The organism is Nocardia sp. NPDC058633 (genome assembly GCF_042717045.1).
Lineage (GTDB): Bacteria > Actinomycetota > Actinomycetes > Mycobacteriales > Mycobacteriaceae > Nocardia.
The window spans coordinates 1-15,756 of the sequence record NZ_JBHXRA010000001.1 but is presented as its reverse complement, the minus strand read 5'-3'; the positions used below and the strand labels follow the sequence as shown (position 1 = coordinate 15,756).

At 67.5% G+C, this 15,756-nt stretch carries 14 protein-coding genes; 5 read left to right on the top strand and 9 right to left on the bottom strand.

What is annotated here, in order from left to right; translation table 11 throughout:
• Nucleotides 1-98 precede the first annotated feature (98 nt).
• Nucleotides 99-1,244, bottom strand: a complete 1,146-nt coding sequence (locus ACFWUR_RS00070; RefSeq protein ID WP_378900520.1) for an MFS transporter — start codon at nucleotides 1,242-1,244, stop codon at nucleotides 99-101.
• A gap of 275 nt (nucleotides 1,245-1,519) precedes the next feature.
• Here ACFWUR_RS00070 and ACFWUR_RS00065 point away from each other — a divergent pair, with 275 nt between their 5' ends.
• Nucleotides 1,520-2,191: a FadR/GntR family transcriptional regulator gene (locus ACFWUR_RS00065; RefSeq protein WP_378899371.1), complete on the top strand. Its 672-nt coding sequence runs from the start codon at nucleotides 1,520-1,522 to the stop codon at nucleotides 2,189-2,191.
• A 170-nt stretch (nucleotides 2,192-2,361) separates the two neighbouring features.
• Complete coding sequence (locus ACFWUR_RS00060) at nucleotides 2,362-3,843, top strand: MFS transporter (RefSeq protein WP_378899368.1); 1,482 nt, start codon at nucleotides 2,362-2,364, stop codon at nucleotides 3,841-3,843.
• Nucleotides 3,844-3,911: 68 nt separating this feature from the next.
• On the opposite strand, the gene ACFWUR_RS00055 is transcribed toward ACFWUR_RS00060, so the two are convergent.
• The 3 genes from ACFWUR_RS00055 to ACFWUR_RS00045 form a co-directional block, all read right to left on the bottom strand.
• Nucleotides 3,912-4,763: a TIGR02569 family protein gene (locus ACFWUR_RS00055; RefSeq protein ID WP_378899365.1), complete on the bottom strand. Its 852-nt coding sequence runs from the start codon at nucleotides 4,761-4,763 to the stop codon at nucleotides 3,912-3,914.
• A gap of 111 nt (nucleotides 4,764-4,874) precedes the next feature.
• Nucleotides 4,875-6,056 (bottom strand): adenylyltransferase/sulfurtransferase MoeZ, encoded by a 1,182-nt coding sequence (moeZ, locus tag ACFWUR_RS00050; protein WP_378899362.1) that lies wholly within the window; start codon nucleotides 6,054-6,056, stop codon nucleotides 4,875-4,877.
• 119 nt (nucleotides 6,057-6,175) lie between these two features.
• Entirely contained in the window at nucleotides 6,176-7,252 is a 1,077-nt protein-coding gene (locus ACFWUR_RS00045; RefSeq protein ID WP_378900517.1) for a DUF3152 domain-containing protein, read from the bottom strand.
• A 205-nt stretch (nucleotides 7,253-7,457) separates the two neighbouring features.
• Here ACFWUR_RS00045 and ACFWUR_RS00040 point away from each other — a divergent pair, with 205 nt between their 5' ends.
• The gene (locus ACFWUR_RS00040; RefSeq protein WP_378899360.1) at nucleotides 7,458-8,141 is read left to right on the top strand and encodes a TetR/AcrR family transcriptional regulator; all 684 of its coding nucleotides are present in this window, start codon (nucleotides 7,458-7,460) and stop codon (nucleotides 8,139-8,141) included.
• Between the two features lie 73 nt (nucleotides 8,142-8,214).
• Here the strand turns inward: ACFWUR_RS00040 and ACFWUR_RS00035 are convergent, their stop codons facing one another.
• On the bottom strand, nucleotides 8,215-8,442 hold the full coding sequence (locus ACFWUR_RS00035; RefSeq protein WP_266292485.1) for a DUF3107 domain-containing protein: 228 nt from the start codon (nucleotides 8,440-8,442) through the stop codon (nucleotides 8,215-8,217).
• Between the two features lie 117 nt (nucleotides 8,443-8,559).
• Entirely contained in the window at nucleotides 8,560-9,093 is a 534-nt protein-coding gene (locus ACFWUR_RS00030; RefSeq protein ID WP_378899357.1) for a YceI family protein, read from the bottom strand.
• Between the two features lie 100 nt (nucleotides 9,094-9,193).
• Here ACFWUR_RS00030 and ACFWUR_RS00025 point away from each other — a divergent pair, with 100 nt between their 5' ends.
• Nucleotides 9,194-10,066 carry a helix-turn-helix transcriptional regulator gene (locus ACFWUR_RS00025; RefSeq protein ID WP_378899354.1) on the top strand — a complete coding sequence of 291 codons (873 nt, stop codon included), beginning with the start codon at nucleotides 9,194-9,196 and terminating at the stop codon, nucleotides 10,064-10,066.
• 19 nt (nucleotides 10,067-10,085) lie between these two features.
• On the opposite strand, the gene ACFWUR_RS00020 is transcribed toward ACFWUR_RS00025, so the two are convergent.
• From ACFWUR_RS00020 to ACFWUR_RS00010, 3 genes are all read right to left on the bottom strand, one after another.
• Nucleotides 10,086-10,775 (bottom strand): ferritin-like fold-containing protein, encoded by a 690-nt coding sequence (locus tag ACFWUR_RS00020; RefSeq protein ID WP_378899351.1) that lies wholly within the window; start codon nucleotides 10,773-10,775, stop codon nucleotides 10,086-10,088.
• 72 nt (nucleotides 10,776-10,847) lie between these two features.
• Entirely contained in the window at nucleotides 10,848-12,278 is a 1,431-nt protein-coding gene (locus ACFWUR_RS00015) for an RNA-guided endonuclease TnpB family protein (protein WP_378899349.1), read from the bottom strand.
• A 96-nt stretch (nucleotides 12,279-12,374) separates the two neighbouring features.
• Nucleotides 12,375-13,427, bottom strand: coding sequence for an alpha/beta fold hydrolase (locus ACFWUR_RS00010; RefSeq protein WP_378899346.1), 1,053 nt, complete (start codon nucleotides 13,425-13,427; stop codon nucleotides 12,375-12,377).
• 469 nt (nucleotides 13,428-13,896) lie between these two features.
• On the opposite strand from ACFWUR_RS00010, the gene ACFWUR_RS00005 reads away from it, so the two are divergent.
• A complete protein-coding gene (locus tag ACFWUR_RS00005) occupies nucleotides 13,897-15,591 on the top strand; it encodes a DEAD/DEAH box helicase (protein WP_378899343.1) in 1,695 nt (564 codons plus the stop codon).
• The last annotated feature ends 165 nt before the right edge of the window (nucleotides 15,592-15,756 follow it).

Below are 15,756 nucleotides of genomic sequence, written 5' to 3'. Positions count from 1 at the left end.
CAGAGTCACGCGCACCGCACTTCGGCGGGTGACCGACGGTGAGAAATTCGATCCGTCGGCCTGTTCCCGGCGGGTTCGACTCGTCAATCAGTCGGCATCTACCAGGTGTCCTCGAGCATGCGCGGTTTGCACGCCTGCCAGGCACCCGCGAGCAGAACCCCGATCGCGACCAACAGCAGGCCGAACGGTGCCAGCCAGCCGCCGGTCCAGGTGTGCAGCATGCCGAACAGCAGCGGGCCGACGCAGGCGACCGCGTAGCCGACGCCCTGGGTGAAGCCGGACAGCGCCGCCGAGCCCTGGGGTGTGCGGGTGCGCAGGTTGATCAGCGTCAGCGCCATCGGGAAGGTGGACGGGCCGAGTCCGAGCAGCACGACCCACAGCAACGGGGCATGCATCGGCGCCACCAGCAGGCCGAGAAAAGCGGTCACGAACAGGACCATGCAGCCGACGACAACCGGGAACGGGTTGCGCATCCGCGAGACCACGGTCGGCGCACCCAGCGCCGGAATCAGCCCCATCAGCGCGAACAAGCCGACCATGCTGCCGCCGAAGCCGGCGCTCGCGCCCGCGTCGGACAGGATCTTGGGCAGCCACGCGAACATCGCGTAGGTGGTGAGCGAGGTCATGCCGAACATGCCCGCCATCCCCCAGGCCACCGGTGAACGCCAGACTTTGCCGGTTTCGGGCGCCGCGGTGGGCAGCGCGGTGGTGTCGACAGTGTCGCGACCACGCCGATCGCGCAGCACGACGAACCACGGGATCGCGGCCGCGAAGCCGACCAGCGCCCACACCCCCATCGAGATCCGCCACCCGTGCGCCTCGGCCACCGGCACCGCGACGAAGGCCGGGATCACGGTACTGAGCTGCACCATCACGATGTAGAGCGAGCTGATCGCGGCCAGGTGATCGCCGAAATAGCGCTTCACCAGCGGCGGAATCACCACATTGCCGATACCCATGCCGACCAGCGCCACCCCGGAGAACGCCAGCAGTTCGCCGGTCCCGGTGGAGAACACTCGCGCCAGCGACCCGGCGCCGGCCAGCAGCATCGCCACGAACACGGTTCGTTCGAGGCCGACGCGACGCACGATCAGCGGCGTGATGAGCCCGGCGAGACCGAACATCGCGGTCGGCAACATGCCGAAGACTCCGACGATCCCCGTCCCGTACCCCACCTCGGCGCCGATCTGCTCGGCGAGCGGACTGAACGCGGTCACCGCGGCGCGCAGCGTCAGCGCCGACATGACGATGGCCGCCAGCACGAGCAGGCGGCCTTCGATCAGCGACCGCACACCGACCTCGGAAGCGTCGGTCTCGGGAGGACTCGGATAACTCACCGAGGACGAGCCCACCGCGTCGCCTGCCACCGGTCGGCCGCCCACGCCAGTCGACCCGGCGCTCGAGTTCGGCCCGGATTCGCGCAGCGGCGTGAAGGTTTGATGCAAGGGCGGCATGCAGAAATCATAGGATGACCCGATGATAGGGGCAATGGTTTGTGATGGGCGGTACCCTTGCACACGTGCAACCCGTCCGGCGAACCAGCCTCATCGCTCAGGTCACCGAGCAGCTTCGGGCCGAGATCCGTTCCGGCCGTTGGCCCGTAGGCCAACGAATCCCCACCGAACCCGAGCTCACCGAGCTCACCGGGACCGGTCGAAATACCGTGCGCGAAGCCGTCCAGGCGCTCGTCCACGCCGGCATGCTCGAACGCCGTCAAGGCTCGGGCACCTACGTGATCGCCACCTCCGAAGTCGGCGGCACCCTGGGCAAGTACTTCGCCGACGCGCACGAACGCGACATCCTCGAACTACGCCAAGCCCTCGACACCACCGCCGCGGGCCTGGCCGCGCGCCGCCGCGACGACGCCGACATCGCCTCCCTGCAGCGCTTGCTCGCCGAACGCAGCAACCGCAACTGGGCCGAAGCCGACCCGGTGGCCATCGCCGCCGACGTCGAACTGCACCGCGCGATCGTCGTGGCCAGCCACAACGCGGTGTATCTGGAGTTCTACGATTCGCTGCTGCCGATCATCGAGCAGGTGATCCACGCGCGCACCGCGAAATCCGACGACGCCTACGACACCGAGCACGCCGAGCTCGTGCAGGCCGTCATCGACGGCGACTCCGAACGGGCCGTGCGAGCGGCCAACTGCTTCCTCGGGTCGCTCATCGCGGAATACCCGGACCGCTGAACTCCCGAGTCGTCGCCGTTGCTGAATCCAGGTAACCAGGCTGTCACCTCCCCCGAATTCTGGCGGTGAGCCCGAATTGGCCGGAACGTCACCTGAGGCCATTGCCACGCAACAACCGGCTCCTAGCTTTATCTCGACACCGCACAACGCGCACGATCGAGAGGAAGCCGATGACCGCAATCGCCGCCACCGGCCAGGCGACGGAATCTCCGTCGTTCGAATATCAGAAGAAGGGTCGCTGGCTGACCCAGTGGGAACCCGACAATCCGAAGTTCTGGGCATCGGGCGGGGAAAAGACCGCCAAGAAGAACCTGTGGTTCTCTGTGTTCGCCGAGAATCTGGGCTTCAGCGTCTGGGTGCTGTGGGGTTCGATCGTCACCGCGATGGGCGCCGCCGGCTTCACCTTCCTGGAAGGACTCGGCAAGGGTAACCCCACCGCCGTCGCCAACGCACTGCTGCTGACCTCTGTCCCCACCCTGGTCGGCGCGACCTTGCGCATCCCCTACACCTTCGCGGTCCCCCGGTTCGGTGGCCGGGCCTTCACCGTCTTCAGCGCGGGAATGCTGCTGATCCCGACCCTTGGCATGGCGTTGTTCGTCAACCAGCCGGACACCCCGATGTGGGTCTTCGTGCTGCTGGCCGCGCTCGCCGGTGTGGGCGGTGGCAACTTCTCGTCCTCGATGGCCAACATCTCGTTCTTCTTCCCCGAGGGAAAGAAGGGCGCCGCGCTCGGCATCAACGCCGCGGGCGGCAACCTCGGAGTCGCGCAAACCCAACTGGCCGCGCCCCTGCTCATCACCCTTGGCACGCATCTGCTGGCCAAGGACGCCGCGGGCTACCGCTTCGGCATCACCCTGGCCATCCTGGTCTGGGTGCCGTTCATCCTGGTCGCCGCGTTCGGCGCGCTGCGGTACATGGACTCGATCGTCTCCGCGAAGGCCGACGGCAAGTCCTACAAGCTGGCGCTGACCAATCCGCACACCTGGATCATGTCGTTTCTCTACATCGGCACCTTCGGTTCGTTCATCGGCTTCTCGTTCGCCTTCCCGACCCTGATCAAGGCCAATTTCCCGCATCTGGCCCAGATCGGCTGGATCAGCATGGTCGGTAACCTCGCCTTCCTCGGTGCGTTCGTGGGATCGTTCAGCCGTCCGGTGGGTGGGTGGATCTCGGACAAGGTCGGTGGGGCCCGCATCACGGTGTCGGTCTTCAGCGGAATGGCGATCGCCGTCGCGCTGATCATGACCGCGCTGTCGATGAAGAGCTTCCCGCTCTACCTCGCCGCGTTCCTGCTGCTGTTCGTGCTGACCGGCCTCGGCAACGGCTCCACCTACCGCATGATCCCCTCGATCTTCGGTGCCACCGCCAAGAAGTACGCCGCCGAACACGGCATGGAGATCACCGAGGCGCAGGCCTCGGCCCGCCGCCAAGCCGGTGCCGCCATCGGGGTGATCGGTGCGGTCGGCGCCTTCGGAGGGTTCATCCTCCAGCAGGCACTTCGCCTGTCCAACATCAACTTCGGCTCCATGGCCCCCGCCTTCTGGGCCTACGCCGGCGCCTTCCTGGTGATGGCCGGGGTCACCTGGTGGTTCTACCTGCGTGCTTCCTTCGCCACCGAGAAGATGCCCTCGCTGGCCTACGCCAACGTGTGAAACCCGTCTGCGCGAAGCCACGCTCGGAGATTCTTCCGAGCGTGGCTCTGCGCTGTGCGACCAACGCCCTAGAGCGCCAGACGGACCATGTCCGCGGTGCGGGCCAGGCCGGGGAAGGCCTCGGGGGTGGAGCGCGGGTGGAGCGCATGGACAGCCAGCCGGAACATCAAGGCGCGTAACAACATCTGGGGCCATTCGGGCAGGGTCGCCCAGCGGTCCAGTAAACCGTCGTCGCCACCGCCCCAGGCCAGTGCGTCCACGACGACGACACCGGCGGCCCAGGTGGCGGGACGCCAGTAGGGGGTGATGTCGGTGAGGGCGGGGGTGTGGGCGCCGGTGAACAGGACCGTGCCGAAGAGATCGCCGTGCACGAGTTGGTCCGGGCTACGAACCGGTTTGCGCAGCGTGGAGAGCTGGCCGATCAGCTCCAGGGACCGCTGGCCGTCCGGAGTCGTGGCGACGGGCACCCCGCCCGCGCGCAGGGTGCGCAGCGGGACCGACTCCCAGGCGGCACGGTCGGCGGCGACGAACACGTCCACGTCGACCCACGGGGCGACCGGAGGCTGAACCAGGAAGCGGGGGCGTTCCAGTTCCGCGGTCGCCTTGTGCAGGCGCAGCGAAACCGACACGACCTCGTCGTGGCGGGGCTCGGGCGCGCCGTCGACGTAGGTGTCGGCACGCCACCCGGAAACGACATAGCGGCCGTCGGTGGCGCGAACGGGACGAGCCACCCGCAATCCGTCGACCGCGAGGTGTTCACGCACTTTCGCCGACCACGCGGCCCGCGCGTGATCGGCGACGGGGCTGAGTACCACATCGCCCAGGCGCCAACCACCGTCCCAGTCTCCGAGGGAAACCGGTGTCACTTCGCGAAGCCCGAATGTGGCTCGCACATGCTCGGGAGGTTCGACTGAGGTCACGGCCGTACGGTAACCCCGCGATGACCGGAGTCGTCCCAAGGCACGCTGTGATACTCCACTTCGCGACCTCACCGCAATACACGGCGAGGTCGCGAACCGGTAGCTATCGGGTCAGTAGACCGGAAGTGACGGATCGACCTGCTTGGCCCAGGCCACCACGCCGCCCTGCAGATGCGTCGCGTCGGCGAACCCGGCGCGCTTCAACGCGGCCAGCGCCTCCGCCGAACGGATGCCGGTCTTGCAGTGCAGCACGATCGGCTTGTTCTGCGGCAGTTCGGCGAGCGCCTCACCGGACAGGATGCGGTCCTTGGGGATCAGGGTCGCCCCCGCGATGTGGACGATGTCCCACTCCACCGGCTCGCGCACGTCGATCAACTCGACCTTGTCGCCGTCGAGAAGATCCTTGAGTTCGGCGGCGGTGATGGTCGACCCGGCCGCGGCGGCGGTGCCCTCTTCCGAGACCACACCGCAGAACGCGTCGTAGTCGATCAGTTCGGTGATCGGCTCGCGTTGCGGGTCGCGGCGCAGCTTGATGGTGCGGTAGTTCATGTCCAGCGCGTCGTAGACCATCAGGCGGCCCAGCAGCGTCTCACCGATGCCGGTGATCAGCTTGATCGCCTCGGTCACCATCACCGAACCGATCGACGCGCACAGCACGCCGAGCACGCCACCCTCGGCGCAGGACGGGACCATTCCCGGCGGCGGGGCCTCCGGGTACAGATCGCGGTAGTTGATGCCGCGCCCGTCCGGTGCGTCTTCCCAGAACACCGAGACCTGGCCCTCGAAGCGGTAGATCGAGCCCCACACATAGGGCTTGCCCGCGAGGACGGCGGCGTCGTTGACGAGGTAGCGGGTGGCGAAGTTGTCGGTGCCGTCGACGATCAGGTCGTATTCGGCGAACAGCTCGACCGCGTTCTCGGGCTCCAGGCGAATCTTGTGCAGCCGCACATCGATTCCGGAGTTGATCTCGAGGATGGAATCACGGGCGCTGTCGGCCTTGGGCCGGCCGATATCGGATTCGCCGTGGATGATCTGGCGCTGCAGGTTGGAGGCGTCGACCTCGTCGAACTCGACGATGCCCAGGGTTCCGACACCGGCGGCGGCCAGGTACAACAGGGCGGGCGAGCCGAGGCCGCCCGCACCGATCACCAGGACCTTGGCGTTCTTCAACCGCTTCTGACCGTCGACACCGAGATCGGGAATGATCAGGTGCCTGCTGTAGCGAGCGATTTCGTCTTTGGTCAGTTCCGCGGCCGGCTCGACGAGCGGCGGCAACGTCCCAGGGAGAGACACGTGAGAACTCCTGTATCTATGGCGGCGGGCGCGGCCGTTAACCGGTGGCCGCTCTGCTGACTACAACAAGACCTGCCGCGCTGTTCTTCCCCGTTCATGTTCCCGCATGGACGAGGTCGCTACCCGCGCGGGTACGGCCAGGGGTTGAAGCGGCAGCTCTTGCCGTCGGCGGGCACCACGCCGTGGGGGTCGAGCAGGGCGATGTCGTTGTTCTCGGTACCGAAGGTCTGCTGCATCATGATCGGGGCGAGGCCGCCGTCGGTCTCGCACGGCTGGTGGCCGTGATAGCCGATGGCGTGGCCGACCTCGTGGTTGATCAGGTACTGCCGGTAGGAGCCGATGTCACCGTCGAAGGCCAGGGCACCGCGCACCCAGCGAACCTCCGACAGCACCACGCGGTCGAGGCCGGCGTTGTAGCACGACGAGTCGATCGGGATCTCGAATCCGCACGCGGCGCGGGTGCTCTCGCGCGAGGTGAGCGAAAGCCGGAAGTCCGCGTCACCGGCGTCGATGCGCTGGAAACCGAACTTGGGATCGTGGGTCCAGCTCTTCGGGTTGGCCAGGGTGGTCTCCACCATCTTCGCCACGGCGGCGTCGCCACCGAACGGTGTGGTGTCGATACCGTCCTCGACTTCGACGGTGTAGCGGAACACGCGCTCGGTGCCCGCGCCGACCTGGGCGCTGGTGCCGGGCACGACATGCCAGGTCCCTGCCGCGCGGTCGGCGTACTCGCCGCCCTCCGGCAGCGCGCCCAGGGGTAGATCGGCGGGGAACTCACCGTCGCCGGGGGGTGCGCCGATGATGCCGGACTGTGCCACCGCGGGACTCAGCGCGCCGAAGCCCGGATCGTCGGGCGGCGGCATCGGGCCGGTGCGGGCCGCGTCGACGACGACCAGCACGGTGATGGCCAGCAGCACCGGCAACGCGTAGGCCCGCCACCCATAGGCGGAGACGAATCGGCCGAGCGCGCTCTGCTTCTTCGCTTCCCGCTGGGGGCTGCGCGGACGGCCGTTGTCGCCGTCGGTGGGGTTCCAGCGGGCCCGCAGGGGCTGGCGGGATCGGTCGGCGGGCTGATAGAGCCCGAGCGGGTCGTAGACCTGCAGTTCCCGCCCCTCCGGCGCCGACGTGACAGCACCGGACTCGGCGGGTTGCGTGGAGCGAGCGGCATCGCGCCCGCCGTCGGCACGGTCATCCATCCGGTCGGTCACCCCATCAGATTCTCACAGTGCGCAAATCCGCCGTGCGGGCGGCCGGAGGAGATCGCGCGGTTACGGCCCGGCGAACTGTGTGGACTGGTACTACATTTCCAGGGCGAGACGCAGGGGGAACACCGTGCGAGTATCGTTCGTGGGATACCCGGACCGCACACCTCGGCCGGGGGAAACTACTAAGAGAGCCGAGATGACTGACCTCGTGGACCGCATGCCCTCGCGCCGATCGGTGCCGGAGACGGTCCCGGCCAAACGCGGCACCCGCTTGCCTCGCGACGAGCGCCGCCAGCAGTTGCTGCTCGCCGCCAGCGAAGTCTTCGTCCAGCGCGGCTACCACGCGGCGGGCATGGACGAGATCTCTCAGGTGGCCGGGGTCAGCAAGCCGGTGCTGTACCAGCACTTCGCCAGCAAGCTGGAGCTGTACCTGGCGGTGCTGCAGAACTACGTCGACATCCTGGTGTCGAGCGTGCGTCAGGCGCTGCGTTCCACCACCGACAACAAGCAGCGCGTGCGGGCCGCGGTCGCCGCGTACTTCGATTTCGTCGACAACGAGATGCAGGGCTTCCGCCTCGTCTTCGAATCCGACCTCACCAGCGAACCGCAGGTGCAGCGTCGGGTCGAGCAGGCCACCGAGGCCTGCGTCGACGCGGTGTTCGACCTGGTCGCCCACGACTCGGGTCTCGATCCGTATCGGGCACGAATCCTGGCCGTCGGCCTCGTGGGGGCGAGCCAGTTCTCGGCGCGCTACTGGCTCGAAGCCGATCGTCCTGTCCCCAAGGACGAGGCAGTCGACACCACGGTGTCCCTCGCCTGGGGCGGCCTCAAGCACGTCCCCCTGACCGCCGCCCAGCGCGCGCACGCCCAGGACCTCTGACAAGCGCCCCAGACGAATTACGGCCTGCCATCCGAGAGGGTGGCAGGCCGTAATTTTTTCCGAAGCGGAACAGCTAGACGGTGGCGAAGCCGACGCGGCCGGTGGCCGGGGAACCGATTTCCACGTAGGCGACCTTCGCGGCCTGGATCAGGAACTTGCGGCCCTTCTCGTCGGTGAGCGACACGACGCCGGCGGAGCCGCTCAGCGCATCGGACACCAGCGCCTCGATCTCGTCAGGGCTCTGCGCACTGTTGATGACGAGCTCTCGCGGGCTATCCGAGATACCGATCTTGACCTCCACGGCCAACCTCCGAACGTAAGAGTCCTGTGTTGTCAGCTTCCAGGCTAGTGCAGCGGCCCGACAGCGGTGTCGGAGCCGCCTGCGCTGTGAGCGAACGGCTCGTGCGAAATCAGGCGATCAGGGTTCGATCAGTTCGATTTCGAGTTCGACCTTGACCGTGTCGGAGAGCATGCCCGGCATGGCGACGCCGACGCCGAAGTCGGTGCGCTTGATGGCGCCGGTGGCGGAGAAGCCCGCGTGGCGGGTGCCGTCGGGGAAGTCGGCGATGCCGCCCCATTCGACGTCGAGGGTGAGCGGCCGGGTGATCGCGCCCAGGGTGGCCTCGCCGGTGACGGTGAATGTCTCGCCGACCCGAACCGGCTGGGTGGCACGGAAACTCAGGGTCGGGCGGTTGGCGACGTCGAGGAAGTCGGCCTGCCGGATGTGGGCGTCGCGGTCGGCGTTGCCGGTGTCGAAGGAGTCGAGTTCGATGGTGGCGCCGAGAGTGGCCGCGCCGGTGTCGTCGACGACGAACTCGGTCTCGAAGCGGGTGAACCCGCCGCGAACCTTGGCGATCCCGAGGTGGCGGATGGTGAACGCGACCGACGAGTGGGCGGCGTCGAGGGCCCAGGATCCGGTCTTCAGCGGTTGTGTCTGTGTCGAGGAGGTCATGGCTCCACCCTGACCGGACTGCGGTCCGCTAACCAGACCGCCGTTATCCTGGTCCCCGTAGGGCGTGGCTGAAAGTTCCGTGACCAGGCAGGATCGAGACATGACAGGCGCAGGTTCCACCGAGCACCCCGGCGGCCGGTCGGCCTTCGCGCAACTTCTCATCGCCCGTCGGGCCGAGCTGCGACCGGAAGACGTCGGCCTGCCCGGCGGCGGTCGGCGCCGCACCCCTGGCCTTCGCCGGGAAGAGGTCGCGGTACTGGCCGGTGTCAGCGCGGACTATCTGGCCCGCATCGAGCAGGGCCGCGACACCAACCCCTCGATGGCTGTCGTCGACGCCCTCGCCACCGCGCTGCGGTTCAACGACACCGAGCGGGCCCATTTCGGCTGGCTGGCCTTGACCACGGGCAGCGAATCACGGTGCCCGAGTACCACTTTCGATCCAGCCCTCGACCAGGTGCCCGCCGCGCTTCGCAGCGTCCTCGACGCACTCGCCCCCACCCCGGCATTCACTCTCGGCCCCCGAGCCAATGTGCTCGCCTGGAACAGCGCATGGGCCGATCTGGCCACCCCGCTCGGCCTGCTCGACAACCCGGACATGGTCAACCTCGCCGTGTGGGCCTTCCGTCATCCCCTGGCCCGCACCACGGTCACCGACTGGCCCCAGTTCGCCGATCACCTCGCCGACCAGCTCGCCAGAACGCGCCTACGACGCCCCGACGACGAACGCATCGCGGGCGTCATCACCACCCTGTGCGAAGAATTCGAATTCGCCCGCCGCTGGCAACCCCACCGACTGGCCGAGGACATCCCCACCCTGCTCGGCTTCGAACACCCCACCCGGGGAACCCTCACCTACACCGTGCAAACGCTGTCCGCCGACAACGACCAGCAGGTCGTCATCTGGCTGCCGCGTGAAACCGCCGCCCGCGCACCGGAACTCCGCTTGGTGCAAGTCCGCGCGGCAGGCGGGTGAGGACCCGCGGAACCGAGAACTACAGGCCGAGTTCGGCCATACGAGCCGAATGACGTTCTTGCATGCGATCGAACAACGTCGCGATGCCGTTGAGGTCGCCGGTGGCGGCGAGGACCAGTTCGGCCAGTTCGTCGCGCTGGGCCATCACGAACTGCGCCTGCGTGATCGCCTCGCCGAGCAGCCTGCGCCCCCACAGGGTGAGGCGGTCGCGCTCGGAGCGGCTGGCCGCCACCGCGCTGCGGACCTCGTCGACCACGAACTGCGAGTGTCCGGTCTCGGCGAGCACATCGCGCACCACATCGGAGACCTCGGCGGGCAGCGCCCCCGCGATCTCGGTGTAGAAGTCGGCGGCCAAGCCGTCGGCCACGTAGAACTTCACCATCGACTCGAGCCACGTCGAGGGGTCGGTGGAGGCGTGGTAGGAGTCCAGCGCGCCCTGGTACTGCGCCATCGCGGCCTCGGCGTCGGCACCGCGCGCGGTGAGCGCCGCCTCGAGGGTCTCGAAGTGGGCGAGTTCGGCGGCAGCCATCTTGGCGACACCGATGCGCCCACGCAGCGACGGCGCCTGCTCGGCTTCCTCGGCGAGCCGGTAGAACGCGGACAGCTCACCGTAGGCGAGGACCGCGAACAGCTCCGTCACCCCCGCGTGGTCCGCGGCGAGCGGTGAGGACGAGAAGAATTCCGGCGCGGCAGAGATCTGGGCTCCCATGACTACCAACAATACAGCGTGTCCGAATGCTCTGATCGCGTCCGGACACCGCCCTTCCCGGGCATCCTCACCTCATGCCACCGACGTGGTTTGAGGTGCGGTTTCCGCGTCAACCAGGCTGGTTTCACCAACACTCACAGAGCGTCGGTCAGAGCCGATCTGTCGGCGGACTTTGGTGACCCGGCCCCCTGCTCGGGGGTCCGGGGATCGTGAGAAGTCTTGGTGAATCATCGGCCATTGCGCGAGGTTGACCGCCGCGTTGAGATCACGATCGCCGCGAAACCCGCACTCGCAGTCGAACGCCCGATCCGCCAATGTCAGGGTCGAGTTGATCGTCGTGCAGACCGAGCATCGTTTACTCGATGGGAACCAACGATCGGCGATAGCGACCACGCCACCACGCCATGCCTGTTTATAGGTCAACAAGCGGGCGAAATCCGCCCATCCGGCATCACTGATCGCCCGCGCCAGACGACGGTTTCGCACCATCCCCGCCACATACAGGTCTTCGATTACGAGCCGGTCTTGGGTTTTGACCAGCGTGTTGGCGACCTGATGGGCGAAGTGACGACGAATGTTGGCAACCCCGTGATGATGGCGGGCCAGCCTGGCGGTCGCTTGCCGGTGGTTATGTGAACCTTTCTGTTTGCGTGACACCGACTTCGCCAGGTGGCGTTGCCTGTCCAGGGCGGCGATCAAGGGTTTGGGCGCGATGATGCGGGCGACTTCGGCCCCATCGGCGGTCGCGGCAACAGCGAACGCACATAACCCGCGGTCTATCCCGACCCAACCACCATGATCGCCCAGTTCTCGCGGCTGATGACGGTGAGCCGGGTGTAGATCGGACGCTTCGCAGGTCAGGCTGATCCACCACCGCGCAGCCCGATAAGACACGGTGGCGTACAGGATTCTTGCCCGATCTTTGTTAAGCAGACGCCGCAACCGGCGAGTATCTGCCCGCACCCGGATCGCGCCGATTCCAGACAATGTCACCGACCTGGGACTGCCGTTGTCGCCGACCCGGATCTTCGTTCGCCCGGTCTTGGAGTGCTTGTTCCGAATCCGGAACGACGGGATGGTCTTGTCCTTTTTCTTGAAACGAGGAAACCCGACCCGCACACCCGCACGTTTCCCGGTCCTGGAGTCCGAGAACGCTTTCAGGGCATGTCCGCAGTCGACAGCGGCTTCCTCGAACACCTGCTGACAGACCTCGGCCCGCCACGCCAGACCGGTCACCACCACCTCGGCTGTTCCGTCTCGGTCGACGGCGATCACCCGTCCGGCGGCTTCGGACTTCTTCCAGGTGTTGAACGCGTTGATCAGATCGAAGCCAGTCCACGGCACCCGATGGTCCGGTGAGCTCTTACGGAAGCGGAGGGCAGTTGTGACAACACCGAGGCTGTAGTTGAACGCGAACCGAGCAGCTCCAGCATGACGAGCGAGCACCACGGTTTGCTCGACCGTAGGGTCGAGTTGATACCGGAAGCTCGTATGGCGGCTCATCGTCGGAAAGCGTGACACAGACCACCGACACTGAATCGGCGGCGGACCGACCCGACAGCGTTCTCAGGTTCCCTCCGAGCTTGGTCCGATCGGGGATCAGTCGCGTTCGGCCAGGAATTTGTCCAGGTGCGCCCAGGTGGTTTCGCGGGCCTGTGGGCCGGTGAGAATGCCGAGGTGGCTGCCCGGCACGACCTCGTAGGTCACCGATGGCGAACCCGTCAGCGTGCGCAATCCGGCCTCGACGGCCGCCTTGGGGGTGATCACGTCGGACTCGCCGCCGATCAGCAGCACCGGCACGCGCACCTCGGCGAGTTCGATGGTGCGGGCGGCCAGTTCGAGTTTGCCGTTGCCGATGTCGTTGGCCAGCATCATCCGGCCCCACAGCTGGTTGTAGAAGCGGCCGGGGTAGCCGGGCATGGCGGCCTGGAATCGGTCGATCGACTCCATTTTGGCGAGGGTTTCGGTGTTGGTGATATTCCGTGCGATGAACCCGGGACGCGCCAGTTCACGGTCGTAGGCGGCGACGCGGTAGGCGAACTTGGTGAGCGGGGCGGGAATGCCGCCCGCGGCCCGAACCAGGGCGGTGGCACCCCAGCCGCCGGTGAGGCTCGCGGCGGCGCGCAATTGCGGAATGCCGAGCATCTTGTCGTAGTCCAGTGGGGGGCCGACCCCGGTGACCGAACGGATCGGCAGTTCCGGATTCGCGGCGGCGGTGAGCAGCGAGAACATGCCACCGATGGACCACCCGATGAGGTCGACGGGCGCACCGCCGCGATCGGCGCTCACCCGCAGGATCGCCTCGGGCAGGATGTCGGTGACCCAGTCCTCGAAGCCCATCCGGCGGTCGGCGAAGGAGATGTCGCCGTAGTCGATCAGGTAGGGCGCGCGGCCGGTCTCCACCAGATAGCGGGCCAGGCTCTGATCGCGGCGCAGGTCGAAACAGGTGGCGGGCGCGGCCAGCGGCGGCACCAACAGCACAGCGGAATCGCTTGCCGCGGACTGGAATTCGGTATCGTAGCGACGCAGCAGGCGATGCGGCTCGTCCCACAGCACGGTCGATGGCGCCGGTTCGACGGGCTCGATGCCTGCGCCGAAGCTCAGCGCCCACGCGTTGCGCGCGGCAGTGGTGACGGTGTCGGTGATACTCACGCCTAAAATGTCTCACACGTGGTACCGGCGGTACCAGTGAGCTCGATTACACCTCTGGATCCGTGCGAAAATCCGTATCCCATGAATTGCGCTGCGACACACCACTCGTGCGCACGCGAACTGTGGCGAGCCCGATTTCGCGCAACATTCGGCCACGTCGAAATTCGGATTGCGCAGAATATCACGCTACAATCTCCGTGGACAACGCTAGTTTCGACGCCGGAGCACATACTCCGCGGGCGAAGCACTCCACCGGCGCAGCGCGCGGGCGGACGGGCGTCGTCCGAGAAAATGTGCGCGCAACGAATCCGCATCACCGCAGCGCCGCGCCGATGACACCGTCGAAGCAGACCACGCGTAACGCCTGGTCGGCGATGGTTATCCGGCGCAGGCCCCGGTGAGTATCACAGGCGGATATGTGGTCGTCGCGGGCCGACCGGCCCGCCCCACCTCGTGCGTGCGAGATGCAATGACGAGGAAGGCACGAACACTGAGCAAGATCACTGTCGAACAGGAACCCGGTGTCGCCGAGACGCTCCTGACGGCCGAACTGGACACCACTCACATCCCGCCGAGTTTCGCCGAATTGGGCGTGCGCGAGGAAATCGTGCGCGCACTCGGTGAGATCGGGATCGAACGCACCTTCGCGATTCAGGAACTCACCCTGCCGCTGGCCCTGGCCGGCGACGACCTCATCGGCCAGGCCCGCACCGGCATGGGCAAGACCTTCGGCTTCGGTGTGCCGCTGCTGCACCGCATCGCCACCGCCGACAACGGCACCACCCCGCTCGACGGCACCCCGCGCGCGCTGATCATCGTGCCGACGCGTGAGCTGTGCATCCAGGTCACCAAGGACCTGGAGAACGCGAGCAAGTACCTGACCAACCACCAGGGGTCGCTCAAGGTCGCCGCCATCTACGGTGGCCGCCCCTACGACACCCAGATCGCCGCCCTGCGTGACGGCGTCGACGTGGTCGTCGGCACCCCCGGCCGCCTGCTGGATCTGGCGAACCAGAACCATCTGATCCTCGGCAAGATCGGCGTGCTCGTCCTCGACGAGGCCGACGAGATGCTCGACCTGGGCTTCCTGCCCGATATCGAGCGCATCCTGTCGATGGTGCCCGACAAGCGTCAGACGATGCTGTTCTCGGCCACCATGCCGGGCCCGATCATCACCCTGGCCCGCACCTTCCTGACCAAGCCGACGCACATCCGCGCCGAGCTGGCCAACGATTCCGCGGTGCACGACCGCACCGCGCAGTTCGTCTACCGCGCCCATGCGATGGACAAGGCCGAGCTGGTCGCGCGCGTGCTGCAGGCGGAATCCCGCGGCGCGACGATGATCTTCACCCGCACCAAGCGCACCGCGCAGAAGGTGGCCGACGATCTCGCCGAGCGTGGGTTCAGTGTCGGCGCCGTCCACGGTGATCTCGGCCAGATCGCCCGGGAGAAGGCGCTGACCAAGTTCCGCAAGGGTGGCATCGACGTGCTCGTCGCCACCGATGTGGCCGCGCGCGGTATCGACATCGACGACGTCACCCACGTCATCAACTACCAGTGCCCCGAGGACGAGAAGACCTACGTGCACCGGATCGGCCGCACCGGCCGCGCGGGCCGCACCGGCGTCGCGATCACCCTCATCGACTGGGACGAGCTGCACCGCTGGGAGTCGATCAACAAGGCGCTCGGCCTGAACATGGCCGACCCCGCCGAAACCTACTCCCGCTCCCCTCACCTCTACAGCGAACTCGGCATCCCCGAGGGCATCACCGGCGTGATCCGCAAGTCCGCGGCCCCCACCCGTGACGACGACGCCGTAGTCGAGGAGCGCACCGAGCGCCCCAAGTCCTCGCGCAGCCGTCGCCGTACCCGCGCGGGCACCCCCATCACCGAGGGCACCGAGTCGACCACGACCACCGAGTCGGCGGGCAACGCCGACGACGCGGCCGACGGCGACAAGCCGGCCCGCCGCAGGCGCCGCCGCCGCAAGCCCGCCGAGGCAGGCGAAGCAGCGACCACCGAGTCGAGCACCAGCCAAGCCGCCGACGCCCCCGAATCGGCCCCCGCCGAGGGCGACGACGCCGCCAAGCCCGCCCGCCGCAGGCGCCGCCGCAAGCCCGCGGAAGCCACCGCATCCGACGCAGCGGCCACCGTGGACGCCTGACCAGCACATCCGACGCAGCGGCCACCGCGGACGCCTGACCAGCACATCCGACGCAGCGGCCACCGCGGACGCAAACCAGCACCTCCCCGCGGTGCCGACCCCGCACCCGCGACCCCGAGGGAGCGGCGGCCACGCAGTGGCCGGTCGCGGCCGGGTCGCCGGTCC

What these genes read in the sequence shown, in the direction of transcription:
- ACFWUR_RS00070 (WP_378900520.1), bottom strand. Translation starts at nt 1,244, where the DNA reads ATGTCGGCGCTGACGCTGCGCGCCGCGGTGACCGCGTTCAGTCCGCTC.
- ACFWUR_RS00060 (WP_378899368.1), top strand. Translation starts at nt 2,362, where the DNA reads ATGACCGCAATCGCCGCCACCGGCCAGGCGACGGAATCTCCGTCGTTC.
- ACFWUR_RS00045 (WP_378900517.1), bottom strand. Translation starts at nt 7,252, where the DNA reads ATGGATGACCGTGCCGACGGCGGGCGCGATGCCGCTCGCTCCACGCAA.
- ACFWUR_RS00040 (WP_378899360.1), top strand. Translation starts at nt 7,458, where the DNA reads ATGACTGACCTCGTGGACCGCATGCCCTCGCGCCGATCGGTGCCGGAG.
- ACFWUR_RS00030 (WP_378899357.1), bottom strand. Translation starts at nt 9,093, where the DNA reads ATGACCTCCTCGACACAGACACAACCGCTGAAGACCGGATCCTGGGCC.
- ACFWUR_RS00025 (WP_378899354.1), top strand. Translation starts at nt 9,194, where the DNA reads ATGACAGGCGCAGGTTCCACCGAGCACCCCGGCGGCCGGTCGGCCTTC.
- ACFWUR_RS00020 (WP_378899351.1), bottom strand. Translation starts at nt 10,775, where the DNA reads ATGGGAGCCCAGATCTCTGCCGCGCCGGAATTCTTCTCGTCCTCACCG.
- ACFWUR_RS00015 (WP_378899349.1), bottom strand. Translation starts at nt 12,278, where the DNA reads ATGAGCCGCCATACGAGCTTCCGGTATCAACTCGACCCTACGGTCGAG.
- ACFWUR_RS00005 (WP_378899343.1), top strand. Translation starts at nt 13,897, where the DNA reads ATGACGAGGAAGGCACGAACACTGAGCAAGATCACTGTCGAACAGGAA.